Here is a 14,747-nt window from a genome sequence, read left to right on the forward strand (position 1 = left end):
AGCGCATCCCGAAAAGTGCGAAGCGGTTTTCGGAATGAGATGCGCGTAAAAACAAAGAGATAGAGCGGTTCTAGTGATTCAGTATTAGTTGGAAACGCTCTAATATCACCCCACGTCTGCGATACTCAAAAGGCATTGTTGTGAGTTCTGATACGCTTCTCATTCATGTTACCGATCAAAAAGGTGAGCGCCATACGCTTGAGGCTCTCGAAGGCTTTCGTGTTATGGAAGTCATCCGTGACTGGGGGCTGAATATTAAAGCAGAATGCGGCGGCGCCTGTGCCTGCGGAACCTGTCATGTCTACGTTACGCCGGAATGGGCGGGTAAGCTCTTTGAGCCGCAGGATGAAGAGCTGGATCAGCTCGATCAGACATTCCATGTCGAAGATAATTCACGCCTGTCCTGTCAGATTATCATGACAGAGGAACTCAATGGTCTGGAAGTCACCTTGGCTCCGGGCACTGAGGCTGACCGCGAAGCAGCCTGAATTGAAAGTGATGTCTTTGGTCTGATTTGAAGATGACTTTTCCGCACTCTCCGTGATAGACAGAATTTGTGAAGAGGAGGCTTTACCAGCCTCCTTGAGTGATTTTATGGATTAGGAAAAGCTCGTGATACGGCATATTGTATTTTTCAGCGTCAAAGAAGATCAGGACGTAGAGGATGTATGCCGCCGGTTACGGGCTTTGGCGACGATTCCCCATTCAGAATGTTTTGAAGTTGTGGCCAATAGCAAGGTTGATCCGATGTGCGACCGGATTGATCTGGTTGTCTATGGAGAGTTCCGTGATGAGGCTGCATTGGCGGCTTTCAAGGCGCATCCGACCTATGATGCGACGACGCAGGCGGTGCGTCCGTTGCGCGAAATGCGCTATTCCGCTGATTTCACATCAACTGTTGTCTGAAATAATCCCCTGAAAAGCAGTGTGATTGCTGATATTCCTTAGCATCAGTGGTTGAAGATTTCCGTTAAAAGTGATTGTCTGACTTTGAAATGATGACAAGTCAGGCATAGTGGTGCCGTTATTACTTTGCAGGCTGTGTTAATAGCTGCTTTAGAGCCCTGACGGGCTGATACATAGGAAATGCATATGGACGATTATGAAAAATATGCCATGGGCATGATGATCGTTTTCGGCGCACTGATTATTGGTGCCCTGATGACCGTAAATCTTGTGGTTTATGACAAGCCTGGCTTCTTGTTCGCACTTGGTGCGGCAGTGGTCGCATGGTTTTCAGCATTTGCTGTCTTGCTGGACAAGCCGCGCGTTTACGGTGCGCTGATCGCAGTGGCGATCGGGCTGGTTGCTGCTTCAATCGGTGCCTATGTAACCTGATCGTATCTGTGAATTTACCTAATGGAGCGCCGTATGCCAGGCTTGGCACACAAAGGGCGCTCTAACACATAAGAATTATGCTCTAAAACGCCGCCTTCAGGGGCGGCGTTTTTTGTTTTCAGGCAGCTTTATGCCTCAGGTATAAGGCGAATAGCATTGGCGACGCGGACCGTAATTCGGCTGAAATGTATTGTCCGATGCGCGGTAAGAGCGGTAGCGGTTATAGCACCAGTTGATATGACCGTTGCGGCCTGAGCGGTAGACCGGTGCCGGACGGTAATGGCGTGGCGGTGCAGGACGGTAATAGCGGAACTGGGGCTGATAATAAGGTCTGTATTGCGGCCGGTAACGCGGGCCGTTCCAGTGGCGCGGCCGGTCATAGCGACGGTCGTAATGCCGTCTTTCACGGTAATGGCGACGCTCCGGATAATATTGCACATTCCGGCTCAGTCCCTGTCCGGTTGCAGTCATATCCTGTAATATAGCATTGTGTGTAACTGCCGCAGGCTGAGCCTGTGCAGCACTACCAAAGGACAGTATGCTCATAGTCAGCGCTGTCAGCGCCGCAGTAAAATAAGAAATCATTCTTCTCATTTTGTTTCTCCTCAGATCAAAGCGCAGTGCATAAAAAGCGATGCGGCTTTTATGGCATGCATATAACAATGTTACTCTTCATGAGATGAACGCTGCATGACTGTAATTATTCCGGCGATACCCGTAAAAATCGTCTGTTTGACTATGACTGAAAGAACGCAGGAATTGCAGCGAATTTGTGCCGGACGGCTTCACAGATCGTAAATGCTGGAATGGATTTGGTGAACGGCTGATATTATAAAAGATCGATCGCTTTGTTTGACATAAAGATATGTTTATGTCATCAACTCGAATAATGGATTTGAGCGGCATAGTGACTGACATATTGTGTGATAGGCAGGTATCGGATGAGCACTTCTTTTGACAATCTTTTCGGACCGGTCGCAGGCAGACCGGATGGTTCCGAAGTGCTTGCTGCCCTGCAAAAAGCAGCACGGGAACGTATCCTGATTCTTGACGGTGCTATGGGCACGCAGATTCAGGGTTTGGGCTTTCATGAAGAGCATTTTCGTGGTGAGCGTTTTGCCGGTTGTGAATGTCATTTGCAGGGTAATAATGACCTTTTGACCCTGACCCAACCGCAGGCAATTGAAGAAATTCATTATGCCTATGCCATGGCCGGTGCGGATATTCTTGAGACCAACACATTCTCTTCCACGTCCATTGCACAAGCTGATTACAGCATGGAAGAGGCGGTTTATGAGCTGAACCGTGACGGTGCGCGTCTGGCACGCCGCGCAGCTTTGCGCGCGCAGCAAAAGGACGGTCGCCGCCGCTTTGTTGCCGGTGCTTTGGGGCCGACAAACCGTACCGCATCTTTGTCACCGGATGTGAATAATCCGGGTTTTCGCGCCGTGACATTTGATGATCTGCGCATTGCCTATGCCGAGCAGATCAATGGTCTGGTCGATGGTGGCTCGGATATTATTCTGATTGAGACTATCTTTGATACGCTGAATGCAAAGGCTGCCGTGTTTGCTTGTGAGCAGGTTTTTGCGGAAAAAGGCATCCGCCTGCCGCTGATGATTTCCGGCACCATCACCGATCTTTCCGGCCGCACACTCTCCGGCCAGACGCCGACGGCTTTCTGGTATTCGCTGCGCCATGCGCGTCCGTTCACTATTGGTCTCAACTGTGCGCTCGGTGCCAATGCGATGCGCGCGCATCTGGCGGAAATCTCAAGCGTGGCGGATACATTTGTCTGTGCTTATCCGAATGCCGGTCTGCCGAATGAGTTTGGCCGTTATGATGAAACGCCTGACGTTATGGCCGCGCAGATGGAAGATTTTGCCCGTGAAGGGCTGGTCAATGTGGTCGGCGGCTGCTGTGGTTCGACACCGGAACATATTACGGCAATCGCGGAAGCCACAGGCAAATATGAGCCGCGCAAGCCGGTAAAGCTGGCCCCGTTGATGCGCCTGAGCGGTCTTGAGCCGTTTACGCTGACGAAGGACATTCCTTTTGTGAATGTCGGCGAGCGTACCAATGTCACCGGTTCTGCGCGGTTCAAAAAACTGATTACCGCCGGAGATTACACTACGGCGCTGGATGTTGCCCGCGATCAGGTGAACAATGGTGCGCAGATCATCGACATCAATATGGATGAAGGTCTGATCGACAGCCAGAAAGTGATGGTTGAGTATCTCAATCTGGTTGCCGCCGAGCCGGATATTGCCCGTGTTCCGGTGATGATTGACAGTTCCAAATGGGATGTGATCGAAGCCGGTCTGAAATGTGTGCAGGGCAAGCCGTTAGTCAATTCCATCTCGATGAAAGAAGGCGAGGAGGCTTTCATTCATCATGCTAAACTGGTGCGCGCCTATGGTGCCGCCGTGGTGGTGATGGCGTTTGATGAGGTAGGGCAGGCTGATACGAAAGAGCGTAAGGTCGAGATTTGTACCCGCGCCTATAAAATCCTCACCGAGCAGGTTGGTTTCCCGCCGGAAGATATCATCTTTGATCCGAATGTTTTTGCGGTGGCAACAGGGATCGAAGAGCATAATAATTACGGCAATGATTTCATCGATGCGACCAAAGAAATCATTGAAACCTTGCCGCATGTGCATATTTCAGGTGGCGTCTCTAATCTGTCCTTCTCGTTCCGCGGTAATGAGCCGGTGCGTGAGGCGATGCATGCGGTGTTTCTCTATCATGCCATTCAGGTTGGCATGGATATGGGGATCGTCAATGCCGGTCAGCTGGCGGTTTATGAATCGATTGATCCGGACCTGCGTGAAGCCTGCGAAGATGTGGTGCTGAACCGCCGTGAGGATGCGACAGAGCGCCTGTTGGAGATCGCCGAGCGTTATCGCGGTGCGGCAGGCAAAGAAGCCAAAGAAAAAGATCTCAGCTGGCGCGAATGGAGCGTTGAAAAGCGTATTGAACATGCGCTGGTCAATGGTATTACCGAATATATTGAGGCCGATACGGAAGAAGCCCGCCAAAGCGCTGAGCGTCCGCTGCATGTCATCGAAGGTCCTTTGATGGCCGGTATGAATGTTGTGGGTGATCTGTTCGGCTCGGGAAAAATGTTCCTGCCGCAGGTGGTGAAATCTGCCCGTGTGATGAAACAGGCTGTCGCTGTGCTGCTGCCATTCATGGAAGAGGAAAAGCGCCTGAATGGCGGTGAAGCACGTCAGAGTGCCGGTAAAATCCTGATGGCGACGGTCAAAGGCGATGTGCATGATATTGGCAAGAATATTGTTGGTGTCGTGCTGGCCTGCAATAATTATGAAATCATCGATCTCGGTGTGATGGTGCCTGCTGCCAAGATTTTGCAGGTCGCCAAAGATGAGAAAGTCGACATTATCGGTCTGTCCGGTCTTATCACGCCGTCGCTTGATGAGATGGTGCATGTGGCTGCTGAAATGGAGCGTGAAGGCTTTGATCTGCCATTGCTGATCGGTGGTGCCACCACCAGCCGCGTGCATACGGCGGTCAAAATCCATCCGAAATATCAGCGCGGCCAGACTGTCTATGTGCTGGATGCCAGTCGCGCGGTGGGGGTTGTATCACAACTGCTGTCACCTGAGCAAAAAGATGGTTATGTGGCCGATATTCGTGCGGAATATGCCAAGGTCACAGCTGCCCATGAGCGCAGTGAGGCAGAGAAGAAACGCCTGCCGCTTGCCCGTGCCCGTGAAAATGCACAGAAGCTCGATTGGAGTAATTACACCCCGCCTGCGCCTTCTTTCCTCGGCACCAAGGTCTTTGAAACCTATGATCTGGCCGAACTGGCACGCTATATTGACTGGACACCATTCTTCCAGACATGGGAGCTGAAAGGTCGATTCCCTGCCATTCTCGATGATGAAAAACAAGGCCCTGCCGCTCGCCAGCTTTATGAAGATGCGCAGGCTATGCTGAAGAAGATCATTGACGAGAAATGGTTTGCACCGCGTGCGGTTATTGGCTTCTGGCCGGCCAATGTGGTTGGCGATGATATTCATCTCTATAAGGATGACAGCCGTCAGGAGCATACGGATACATTCTACACTCTGCGCCAGCAATTATCGAAGCGTGACGGCCGTCCGAATGTGGCACTGTCGGATTTCGTTGCACCAAAGGATAGCGGTAAGGCTGATTATATCGGTGGTTTCGTTGTCACTGCGGGGATTGAGGAAGTCGCGATTGCCGAGCGCTTTGAACGCGCCAATGATGATTACTCCTCCATTCTTGTTAAGGCACTGGCCGATCGTTTTGCGGAAGCTTTTGCCGAAGCTATGCATGAGCGGGTGCGCAAAGAGTTCTGGGGCTATGGTGCGGATGAGACCTTCACACCGGATCAATTGGTGGGTGAGCCTTATGCAGGTATCCGTCCGGCACCAGGCTATCCGGCGCAGCCGGATCATACGGAAAAAACCACTCTGTTCCGTTTGCTGGATGCCACAGCAACGATCGGCGTTGAGCTGACAGAGAGCTATGCGATGTGGCCCGGTTCTTCGGTTTCAGGTCTCTATCTCTCGCATCCTGACAGCTATTATTTCGGCGTGGCTAAGGTAGAGCGCGATCAGGTGGAGGATTATGCCGCCCGCAAGGCTATGCCGGTTGCGGATGTAGAGCGCTGGCTCGGCCCTATTCTCAATTACATTCCGCAGGACTAAAGCCCTTCCCAAAAGTGTGAAGCGGTTTTGGCGTGTGATCTTATAAAAACATCTGGCTCGCAATTTGTTGCGTATATTTACAAAACTTGTTCAGGTGCCGTTCAGGTTGACTGCGCGATATTCACAGCGCGCAATCAATGGATTGCACCAGATTCACCGGCATAAATATTGTTGAGTAGTTTCGACAGGATGCCGATGTCTGCAGCTTAAAAGGTCACTCATTATGAAACGCTTGATTATCGCAATTGCTGCTCTTGGTATGATTGCTCCAGTGGTTGCTCAGGCAGCTCCTGTTGCACATAAAACTGCTGCTGTGCAGACCCACGCTCCGGCTGCAAAGAAAGTTGCTGCCCACAAAACTGTGAAAGCTAAGTCAACCGGCATGCACAAGACTTCCAAGCACACTGTGAAGAAGGCTGCTCCTAAGCACGCTAAAAAATAATCTGAGATGCGTGCCAAGCCGGAGTTCCCGTCCGGCGAGGGAATATTCTGAGATATAAGGCATAAATACCATCAAGGTATTTATGCCTTTTTCATTTGATGAGCGTGTTCACATAAGCAGCAATGGCAAGGCTCGATGTCAGTCCCGGACTCTCAATACCAAACAGATTGACCAGTCCCGGGATACCGTGATCGTCGCTGCCGGAAATATAAAAATCGGCTGCTGTCTCGCCTTTGCCGCTCAGTTTAGGGCGGATGCCGCTATAGGTGGCCTGCAAGGCATTATCCGGTAAGTCCGGCCAATAGCTGCGGATTGCAGCGTAAAAACTATCGCCGCGTTGCGGATCAACGCAATAATCGAGATTGGCGGGTGATGTCTCTTTGCCGAGCCATTCGACATCAGGGCCGAAGCGCATCTGCCCGTTGAGATCAAGCGTCAGATGAACGCCCAGTCCGCCATCTTCCGGCACCGGATAAATCAGATGCGAGAACGGGGTTTTGCCAAGTGCTGAGAAATAATTGCCCTTGGCAAGATATTGTGCTGGTATGTGCTGCGGTGCCAGTCTGTTGATCGTGGCGGCGATGGCTTGCGCACCAATACCTGCAGCATTGATGAAGCGTTCGGCAAGCAGTGTAAATTCCTCGCCGCTCTCACGGTCGCGGGTTGAAATGGAAAAACCGTCTGCATTATGCTCAACACGCAGAATTGCGGTGTTGAAAGCAACCGCCGCACCGTGATTTTCCGCGTCTCCCTGCAGGCTCAGCATCAGAGTATGACTGTCGATAATGCCGGTGGAGGGGGAAAATAAAGCCGCAGTGCATCGGATAGCGGGTTCCAGTACCTGAGCCTCTGCTGCACTCAGACGTTGCAGATCATGCACACCGCAGGCCGTTGCACGCGTCACAATTTTATCCAGTGCGGCATGTTGCGCTTCAGAGGTCGCGACAATCAACTTGCCGCAGCGTTTATGCGGTATGCCCTGTGCTGCGGCATAGGCATAAAGGCGCTCTTTGCCTTCAACGCAAAAACGGGCTTTCAGACTATCCGGTTCGTAATAGATGCCGGCATGGATGACTTCGGAATTACGAGACGACGTCTGCGTGCCGATCATATGTTCGGCTTCAAGGACGAGTGTTTCAAAACCGCGCATTGCCATTTCGCGGGCAATTGCCAGACCAACCACACCGGCTCCGGCAACTACACAAGCTGTCTTTTCCATTCCCGCTCTACCCTCTGATTTTTATCGGCGGAGGATATGCTGACGAAGGGACAGAGTGCAAGATCAAAGCGTTCGCAGGCAATCTCTCAGAACCATCTTGAAATCGATTGCGGAACGGCATTCCACGCAGACAACGCCTTGCGCAATGAAAATCACATTCGCAGGCAAACTTCACCATATCATCCTTTCTCACTGGTACAGTCTTTGGGCATGATGATGGGCATGTATCATCGCCGGAACAGCGTTTCTCTGAGTGGAATGAAGTGCCGGACAAAATACGGAATTGAGTATGAGCCTTGCACTGCATGTGGCGGATCTTGTACCGCTAACCTCTGACCGTCAGACTAGCCCGCATTTCGGCCGGTCTGTTGCACCGCTGACCCATCTGCAAAGATTGGAGGCAGAGGCTATCCACATTTTTCGGGAGGTGGCGGCCAGTTTTGCAAAGCCGGTCATGCTTTATTCTGTCGGTAAAGATTCAAGTGTGATGCTGCATCTGGCGCGCAAGGCCTTCTATCCGGCACCGCCGCCCTTTCCGTTTCTGCATGTCGATACGACGTGGAAATTCAAGGAAATGATTGCTTTTCGCGATGCGCAGGCCAAAGCCTATAAGCTCGATCTGCGGGTGCATATTAATAGCCAAGGCGTTGAGGCCGGTATCAATCCGTTTATTCACGGATCAAATGTGCATACGGATGTGCTGAAAACACAAGCCCTGAAACAGGCATTGGATAAATACGGCTTTGATGCTGCCTTTGGCGGCGCACGGCGGGATGAGGAGAAATCCCGCGCCAAGGAGCGGGTCTTTTCCTTCCGCAATGCGACCCATAGCTGGGATCCGAAAAACCAACGCCCTGAAATGTGGAATATCTATAATACGCGTATTCAGACGGGCGAGTCGATCCGCGTATTTCCGCTGTCCAACTGGACGGAAGCCGATATCTGGCATTACATCCATCAGGAAAATATCCCGATTGTACCGCTGTATTTTGCGGCGCCCCGTCCGGTGGTTGAGCGCGATAATATGCTCATTCTCGCTGATGATGATCGTCTGCAATTGCGGTATGGCGAGACGATTGAAACCCGTATGGTGCGGTTCAGGACGCTGGGCTGTTATCCGCTGACGGCAGCGATTGAATCGCAGGCGCAAACACTGCCGCAAATTTTGGAAGAAATGCTGCTGACGCGCACATCGGAACGGCAGGGGCGGCTGATCGACCGCGATGAAGCCGGCTCCATGGAGAAGAAAAAACGGGAAGGATATTTCTGATGACGGAGACACTGACCCGTGAACAGCCGGAAACAATAATCTCGGATTATCTGGAGGCGCAGGAGCATAAATCGCATTTGCGTTTTCTCACCTGCGGCTCTGTCGATGACGGAAAATCCACCCTCATCGGGCGTTTGCTCTATGACGCCAAAACCCTGTTTGAAGATCAGATATCACAACTGCATCAGGACAGCCGTAACCATGGCACAGCAGGCGAGGATATTGATTTTGCGCTGCTGGTGGACGGGCTGGAGGCAGAGCGCGAACAAGGTATTACCATTGATGTGGCCTACCGGTTTTTTGCAACGCCGAAGCGCCGCTTTATCGTTGCCGATACGCCGGGGCATCTGCAATATACCCGCAATATGGTGACAGGGGCTTCAACCGCAGACCTCGCCATTGTGCTGGTCGATGCCCGCAAAGGGCTACTGGAGCAGACACGCCGGCATAGTTTTATCGCCGCGCTGTTAGGCATCCGTCACATTGTGCTGGCAGTGAACAAGATTGATTTGGCTGGATATGATGAGGGTGTCTTCAACCGGATTGTGCAGGATTATCAGTCCTTTGCGCGAGCTCTTGGTTTCAGTACTATTCAGGCTATTCCGGTATCTGCACGTTTTGGTGATAATATCCGCACAGCTTCAGAGAATATGCCATGGTATCAGGGGCCAGCATTGTTGGAATGGCTGGAGAATGTGGCGACAGACAATGCGGATGCTGCGGAACCGGATTTTCGCTTTCCTGTGCAATATGTCAGCCGCCCCCATGCAGATTTTCGCGGCTTCGCAGGCACGATTGCATCTGGCAAGATTAACGTCGGTGATGAAATCACTGTTGCCCGTTCCGGTGTAAGTTCTGCTATCCGCTATATTGTGACAGCTGACGGCGAGCTGGAAACGGCACAGGCCGGACAGGCCGTGACGCTGGTTCTGGAAGACGAGCGCGATATCTCCCGCGGTGATATGCTGGCGCATCCGCAATCGCGCCCGCAGGTGAGTGATCGTCTGGCAGCCAAACTGGTGTGGTTTGCACAGGAGCCGTTGCGGGCAGGGCGGCAATATTGGCTGCGCAGTCAGACAGATCAGGTGAGCGTAACGGTGACGACGCTCAATTACCGGATTGATATTGAAAATACAGACAAGCAATTTGCGCAGGAACCTGCGGAGCAATTGCAGATGAATGAAATCGGTCAGGTGGCTTTGCAGCTTTCCGCACCACTGGCCTTTGATCCTTACGGACAGAACCGAGCAACCGGTTCTTTCATTCTGATTGATCGTCTGACCAATGCAACCGTTGCAGCCGGATTGATCGATCATTCATTGCGTAAAGCCTCGCATATTCATGTGCAGGCGGCAAAAGTCACACCAACAGAGCGGGCGGCACAAAAATATCAGAAACCGGCACTGTTATGGTTCACCGGCCTGTCCGGCTCCGGTAAGTCAGCCTTGGCAACCGTGCTGGAGCAGCGGTTGCATCTGGCGGGGAAACATACATTCATTCTCGATGGCGATAATCTGCGCCATGGCCTCAACAGCGATCTGGGTTTCTCCGCAGAAGAACGCAACGAGAATATCCGGCGTGTGGCTGAAACATCGCGGCTGATGCTGGATGCGGGATTGATCGTGCTGGTGTCAGTGATTGCACCACTGGCGCAGGATCGCGCTCTGGGACGCCATCTTGCCGGTGATTTTGATTTCATTGAAATCTTTGTCGATACGCCTCTGGAGGTCTGTGAGGCGAGAGATGTGAAGGGTCTTTATGCTAAAGCCCGCGCCGGTGAAATTCGGGATTTTACTGGTATTGATGCACCTTATGAGCGGCCGGTAGCACCGGAACTGCACCTGCGGGGAGAGACGGCGAGTGTGGATGATCTTGCCGACCAAATAGAGCATTATCTCAATCAGCGTGGGCTGATTTATAGTCTGGTCGATGAGGGCTGGTCGATTTAACGCTGTCGAGCGCGGTGTTTCTTACTGATGAAAAATGTTATATGTCACCCTGAACGGGTGAGAGGAACATCGCAATGACAACGGAAAAGACATCACTTGCCACAGATACTCTGATGGCAGTGATGCAGCAGGCAGCACTGGATGCCGGCCATGCAATTATGCGGTTTTATGAGACAGGTTGTGAGATCAGTCTGAAGCCGGATGCATCGCCTGTCAGCGAGGCAGACCATGTGGCGGAAGCTATTATTCTGAAACAGTTGCGTGCATTTCTGCCGGAGGTTTCCGTGGTGGCAGAAGAGGAAATGGCGGCTGGTGACGGCCCCGTTGAAATCCGCGAGCGTTTTTTCCTCGTTGATCCTCTGGATGGCACCAAAGAATTCGTGCTGCGCAATGGCGACTTCACCGTCAATATAGCTTTGATTGAGAATGGTGTGCCGGTCAGCGGCGTGGTTTATGCGCCGGTCAGCGCCAAGCTATATTGCGGATCACCAGCCGGTGCATGGCAGTATGATGTGCGCTCGGATGCACTGGTGGCAGAAACCCGCTTGATCGTGCGGGAATGCGGCGAGCAGAAAACCGCTGTGGCCAGTCGTTCACACAATACGCCTGAAACAGATACGTATTTGCGCGAACAGGCCATTGTCTCTTGCGTGAGTGTTGGTTCGTCCTTGAAATTCTGTTTACTTGCGGCGGGGAAGGCGGATGTCTATCCGCGTTTCAGCCGGACAATGGAGTGGGATACAGCGGCCGGTGATGCGGTATTGCGCGCGGCAGGCGGTAAGACCCTGACACTGGATAATCAGCCGCTGACCTATGGCAAGCGGAACCAGCAGCCTGAAAGCGATTATGCCAATCCGTTTTTTATCGCCTATGGCGGGGCGGAACCAGCCTGAGTCGTTTTTTGACTACAGGCGACCGCAGCTACGCATTTGTGCTGCATAGCGCTGGGAGATGTTGGTGGCTTTGCGGGCGGCACGCTGCACCATCGCATTGCCGCGCCAGCTGCCTTTTGCATAGCCGCCATGGCCGGAATAATAAGCCAGATACAGATTATACGGATCGTTCAGCGAAATGCCGTTACTGATATTGCTCTGTTTGTGATACCAGCCGACAAAATGGATGGCATCGCCAAAATTGGTGCGGCTTGCACCAAAGCGTCCGGTTTCACGCGTATAACGCGCCCATGTGCCGTCCAGCGCCTGAGAATAGCCATAGGCTGAGGACTGGCGCTTCCACGGGATAAAGCCGAGCAATTTGGTGCGTGGTGGCCGTGCATAAGGCTGGAAACTTGATTCTGTGTAAATCGTCGCCATCATAATCGGGATCGGCACGCCGAAATCCCGTTCTGCCTTTTTGGCATCTTTGTGCCAGTTATTCACCCAGCCGTCGCGCTGATCAAAAATCGCACAGGCATTGTTGACTGATTTTGGCGCCGAGGCGCAACCAGCTAGAAGAACAGCAAAAATAAGAATGATTTTTTTCATTTAGGCGATCTTTCAGGCAGGCAATCTCTCAGACGAAATGAAATCTCCCGTTATGCGGCAAGAAAGCGCCACAGAACGACAAAGCGATAATGCTGAAAAGCATAACGCGAAGACTTTTGATAAAATGTGGTGCAATCGGGTTTTGGAGCGTTAAGTTTGCTGGCGTAGTTAATCGCGGGTTAAAGTGTGTTTGATTTTTAAAAACAAAAATAACGTGCGATGAAAAATCATACACGTTTATAATATTGAATTGTAAAGAGAATTTTAAATCACCGCTTGCGGTGTGATGGTCGGAGCGAGAGGATTCGAACCTCCGACCCCCTGATCCCAAATCAGGTGCGCTACCAGGCTGCGCTACGCTCCGTTGACCGTGAGGCGGCTTATAGCTGTGCATTTTGCTCGCTGCAAGCGAATTATGCAAAAAAAACAAAACAACTGTTCATTATTGATTTTTCAGCCCTTTTTGCCGGTCTAACTCTGGGTGCGAAGGCCCGGATTTGAGCGAAAACTGAACCTATTTAATACAGTTTTCATATAATGATCTTGATTATGAATTTATAAATAAATCAATATAATCAATTATTTAATATCTAAATTTTCAGATTAAAATTTATTGGATTTCTTCGTTTTTTACAAAATATCGCTTGGCAAAAAGAAATTCCCGATCTTATGCTCAGTTCATAACTGTAAATGTGATTTTGAGTGAATTTCAGCCGTTCGGAGATCAATCCGTTCAGGACATGCATGTGCTTTGATTCTTTTCAGGAGCAAATAATGCAATCGACTGCGATCAATATGAAGCAATTGCTTCCAAATTTCACGGATGAGTCTGTGATCGACGATTCAGTTTTGCTCTCTCCGCAAGGTTTTCGCGAGTATGATACGCGGTGGTGGTATGGTTTTTCGGGATCGGATCGTGTGCCGGAGATTAATCTCGCCGGTATCAAAGCTGTCGGAGCAGGGCTGGCACATTTGCTGCGGCAGCGAGGTAATGATCAGGCGATTATTGTCGGGCATGATCTGCGCAGCTATTCCTTTGAGGTCAAAACGGCGCTTGTCAAAGGGCTGGTCTCCGGCGGTGCGCATGTCTGCGATATTGGTCTTGCCCTGTCGCCTATGGCTTATTACGCGCAATTTGCGCTGAATATTCAGTCTGTTGCGATGGTCACTGCATCGCATAATGAGAATGGCTGGACGGGTGTGAAAATGGGCTGTGAGCGCCCTTATACCTTCGGGCCGGAGGATATGGCGGAACTGAAAGCCATTGTGCTCGAACAACAGGCCGTACCTGCAACGGGCGGGCAATATAATTTCGTCAATAATATTGAGAAGCTTTATGCATCGGCCTTAACAAAGGGGCGTTTTTTTAAGCGTCGGCTAAAAATTGTGGTGGTTTGCGGCAACGGAACGGCTGGATTGTTCGCACCTCAGATTTTGCGCAGGATCGGTTGTGAGGTTGTCGAGGTTGACTGTGCACCAAATTGGAGTTTTCCGAAATATAATCCCGATCCGGAAGCCGCTCCAATGCAAAAAGCAATGACCGAGGCTGTGCAGCTCTTTCGCGCGGATATGGCTTTTGGTTTCGACGGCGATGGGGATCGCTGTGGTGTGGCGGATCATGAAGGTAATATTATTTATGCTGACCGTATCGGATTGCTGTTGGCGCAGGCATTTTCTACGCAACACCGCGACGCGCATTTTATCGTTGATGTGAAATCAAGCGGATTATTTCGCACAGATCCGGTTTTACAAGCCAATAATGCAACGGTGGACTATTGGAAAACCGGCCATTCTTATATCAAGCGGCGTATGGGAGAAACGCATGCATTGGCAGGGTTTGAAAAGTCAGGCCATGTGTTTTTGAACCAGCCTTTGGGCTTGGGCTATGATGACGGACTGGCAACTGCGATCGCGGTTTGTGAAATGCTGGCAGCGCATCCGGATCAGACACTGGCATCATTAAACCGGCAATTGCCTCAAAGCTTTGCAACGCCAACGCTGAATATTTTCTGCTGTGACCAAGAAAAATACAGAATTATCAGCCGGATACAGGATTATTTTGCAGATTTAGTCAGTTCGGGTGAGATGTTTGCAGGGCAGTGCGTGAGCGAGCTTCTTACCATTAATGGTGTGCGGGTTACGGTTGATGACGGCACTTGGGGGCTGATCCGCGCATCTTCAAACAAACCCGATTTGGTGGTGGTGGCGGAAAGTCCGGTCTCGCTTGAGCGACGCAATGCCATGCTACACGCAATCAATCATGTCTTGGCACGGTTTGAGGCAGGACAACTCTCTGATTTTGAGGGCACTGTATAATTTTGTGAATAGCTTAGGCGGGGGCATTGGCT

The 14,747-nt window shown here is 51.3% G+C and carries 12 protein-coding genes and 1 tRNA gene; 9 read left to right on the forward strand and 4 right to left on the reverse strand.

Annotated features, from left to right (window positions below; genetic code table 11):
• The first annotated feature begins 140 nt into the window (after window positions 1–140).
• From QUF18_RS02215 to QUF18_RS02225, 3 genes are all read left to right on the forward strand, one after another.
• Window positions 141–488, forward strand: coding sequence for a 2Fe-2S iron-sulfur cluster-binding protein (locus tag QUF18_RS02215; protein ID WP_289384842.1), 348 nt, complete (start codon window positions 141–143; stop codon window positions 486–488).
• Window positions 489–612: 124 nt separating this feature from the next.
• Window positions 613–906: a Dabb family protein gene (locus QUF18_RS02220; RefSeq protein WP_289384844.1), complete on the forward strand. Its 294-nt coding sequence runs from the start codon at window positions 613–615 to the stop codon at window positions 904–906.
• Window positions 907–1,092: 186 nt separating this feature from the next.
• On the forward strand, window positions 1,093–1,338 hold the full coding sequence (locus tag QUF18_RS02225) for a hypothetical protein (RefSeq protein WP_289384847.1): 246 nt from the start codon (window positions 1,093–1,095) through the stop codon (window positions 1,336–1,338).
• A gap of 135 nt (window positions 1,339–1,473) precedes the next feature.
• On the opposite strand, the gene QUF18_RS02230 is transcribed toward QUF18_RS02225, so the two are convergent.
• Window positions 1,474–1,932, reverse strand: a complete 459-nt coding sequence (locus QUF18_RS02230) for a BA14K family protein (protein ID WP_289384849.1) — start codon at window positions 1,930–1,932, stop codon at window positions 1,474–1,476.
• A 347-nt stretch (window positions 1,933–2,279) separates the two neighbouring features.
• Between QUF18_RS02230 and metH the strand changes: the two genes are divergently transcribed.
• On the forward strand, window positions 2,280–6,035 hold the full coding sequence (gene metH, locus QUF18_RS02235; protein ID WP_289384851.1) for a methionine synthase: 3,756 nt from the start codon (window positions 2,280–2,282) through the stop codon (window positions 6,033–6,035).
• A 223-nt stretch (window positions 6,036–6,258) separates the two neighbouring features.
• Complete coding sequence (locus QUF18_RS02240) at window positions 6,259–6,477, forward strand: hypothetical protein (protein WP_289384853.1); 219 nt, start codon at window positions 6,259–6,261, stop codon at window positions 6,475–6,477.
• Window positions 6,478–6,568: 91 nt separating this feature from the next.
• Here QUF18_RS02240 and QUF18_RS02245 read toward each other — a convergent pair whose 3' ends face one another.
• On the reverse strand, window positions 6,569–7,696 hold the full coding sequence (locus QUF18_RS02245) for an NAD(P)/FAD-dependent oxidoreductase (RefSeq protein WP_289384854.1): 1,128 nt from the start codon (window positions 7,694–7,696) through the stop codon (window positions 6,569–6,571).
• Window positions 7,697–7,985: 289 nt separating this feature from the next.
• Here QUF18_RS02245 and cysD point away from each other — a divergent pair, with 289 nt between their 5' ends.
• From cysD to cysQ, 3 genes are all read left to right on the forward strand, one after another.
• Complete coding sequence (gene cysD / locus QUF18_RS02250) at window positions 7,986–8,966, forward strand: sulfate adenylyltransferase subunit CysD (protein WP_289384857.1); 981 nt, start codon at window positions 7,986–7,988, stop codon at window positions 8,964–8,966.
• A complete protein-coding gene (gene cysN / locus QUF18_RS02255; RefSeq protein ID WP_289384859.1) occupies window positions 8,966–10,915 on the forward strand; it encodes a sulfate adenylyltransferase subunit CysN in 1,950 nt (649 codons plus the stop codon). Before cysD ends, cysN begins: the two co-directional genes overlap by 1 nt.
• A 74-nt stretch (window positions 10,916–10,989) precedes the next feature.
• Window positions 10,990–11,808 carry a 3'(2'),5'-bisphosphate nucleotidase CysQ gene (gene cysQ, locus QUF18_RS02260; protein ID WP_289384860.1) on the forward strand — a complete coding sequence of 273 codons (819 nt, stop codon included), beginning with the start codon at window positions 10,990–10,992 and terminating at the stop codon, window positions 11,806–11,808.
• Between the two features lie 12 nt (window positions 11,809–11,820).
• On the opposite strand, the gene QUF18_RS02265 is transcribed toward cysQ, so the two are convergent.
• On the reverse strand, window positions 11,821–12,399 hold the full coding sequence (locus QUF18_RS02265) for a transglycosylase SLT domain-containing protein (protein WP_289384863.1): 579 nt from the start codon (window positions 12,397–12,399) through the stop codon (window positions 11,821–11,823).
• 287 nt (window positions 12,400–12,686) lie between these two features.
• Window positions 12,687–12,763 (reverse strand) — tRNA-Pro (locus QUF18_RS02270).
• Window positions 12,764–13,173: 410 nt separating this feature from the next.
• Here QUF18_RS02270 and QUF18_RS02275 point away from each other — a divergent pair.
• Window positions 13,174–14,715 (forward strand): phosphomannomutase/phosphoglucomutase, encoded by a 1,542-nt coding sequence (locus QUF18_RS02275; RefSeq protein ID WP_289384865.1) that lies wholly within the window; start codon window positions 13,174–13,176, stop codon window positions 14,713–14,715.
• The last annotated feature ends 32 nt before the right edge of the window (window positions 14,716–14,747 follow it).

The organism is Pseudochrobactrum kiredjianiae (assembly GCF_030362795.1).
GTDB lineage: Bacteria > Pseudomonadota > Alphaproteobacteria > Rhizobiales > Rhizobiaceae > Pseudochrobactrum > Pseudochrobactrum kiredjianiae.